The sequence below is a fragment of the Dactylosporangium sucinum genome (assembly GCF_014647515.1).
In the GTDB taxonomy this organism is placed as follows: domain Bacteria; phylum Actinomycetota; class Actinomycetes; order Mycobacteriales; family Micromonosporaceae; genus Dactylosporangium; species Dactylosporangium sucinum.
The window spans coordinates 1-1,393 of record NZ_BMPI01000186.1; the positions used below are offsets into that span (position 1 = coordinate 1).

The following is a 1,393-nucleotide window of genomic DNA, read 5'->3' on the forward strand; positions in this document are numbered from 1 at the left end:
CCGCCTAGTACTGCAACGGCGGTTCGTGACTCAGGCTCGTCGCTCGGTTAACCTCCATTGTGGTCAGTGTGGGGTTGGTTGCGTCGTGGGACGACGAGCTTGGGGATCTGCTGGCGCGGATCGCGGGGCGGTTTACTCGGGTGGAGCCGCGAAAGCGGGGCTTCGCCTATGTGCGGGGGCTGCTGGCGCCGCTGGAGCGGCGCAACGGGTGGACCCTGGCCGAGCAGGCGGGTGATGGTTCGCCGGACGGGGTGCAGGCATTGCTGTGTAGCCCGTGCTGGGACCGCGACGCGGTGCGTGACGATGTGCGCGACTACGTGGTGGAACACATCGGCGACCCGGATGGGGTGCTGATCGCCGACGAGACGGGGTTTGCCAAGAAGGGCAACCGGTCGGCGGGTGTGCAGCGGCAGTACTCGGGCACGCTGGGCCGTACCGACAACTGTCAGATCGGGGTGTTCCTGGCCTACGCCACCGGCAAGGGCCGGGCGTTGATCGACCGGGAGTTGTATCTGCCGGTGTCGTGGACCGGCGACCGGGATCGGTGCCGGCGGGCGGCGATCCCGGACGAGGTCGCCTTCGCGACCAAGCCGCAGCAGGCCCGGATGATGCTGGAGCGGGCGATCGCGGCTGGGGTGCCGTTCGCGTGGTTCACCGCCGACGAACTCTACGGGCAGAACCCGGGTCTGCGTGGCTGGCTGGAGGAGCAGGACATCTCGTATGTGATGGCGACCCGCTGCGACGACGAGGTGGCCTCCGGGCTGCACACCACTACCCGGGTTGACGCGTTGATCGGCAAGGTACCGGGAGGTGCGTGGCGGCGTACGTCCTGCGGCGACGGGGCGCACGGGCCCCGGGTCTATGACTGGGCCTGGCTGCCGATCCGCCGGCCGTTCCTGCACGGCCGCCGCGGCTGGGTCCTTGCCCGGCGTAGCGTCAGCGACCCGACAGAGATCGCTTACTACGTGTGCTTCGGCAAGCGCGGCACCCGGCTGCGTGAACTGGTGCGGGTCGCCGGCAGTCGGTGGGCGGTCGAGGAATCGTTCCAGACCGCGAAGAACGAGGTCGGCCTGGACCAGTACCAGGTCCGCCGCTACGACGCCTGGTACGCCCACATCACCCTGGCCATGCTCGCCGCCGCGTTCCTGGTCGTCACCCGCGCCGGCGAGGCAGCAAAAGGGGCACCGACGACGGCGATCACACGCTGATCCCATTGAGCAGCAACGAAATCCGCCGCCTGCTCAGCAAACTCGTCCTCATTGGACGGAACACGGCGGGACACGTGCTGCACTGGTCCGGCTGGCGTCGCCGCCGACAAGCCCAAGCTACAGCCAGCCACTACCGCAAACACCTCAAACACCATCATACGTGACGAACCGCCGTTGCAGTACTA

The 1,393-nt window shown here is 68.1% G+C and carries 1 protein-coding gene; it reads left to right on the forward strand.

Annotated elements, in window-relative coordinates:
* The first annotated feature begins 74 nt into the window (after positions 1-74).
* Positions 75-1,208: an IS701 family transposase gene (locus IEZ31_RS55710; protein WP_444542487.1), complete on the forward strand. Its 1,134-nt coding sequence runs from the start codon at positions 75-77 to the stop codon at positions 1,206-1,208.
* Positions 1,209-1,393 lie beyond the last annotated feature (185 nt).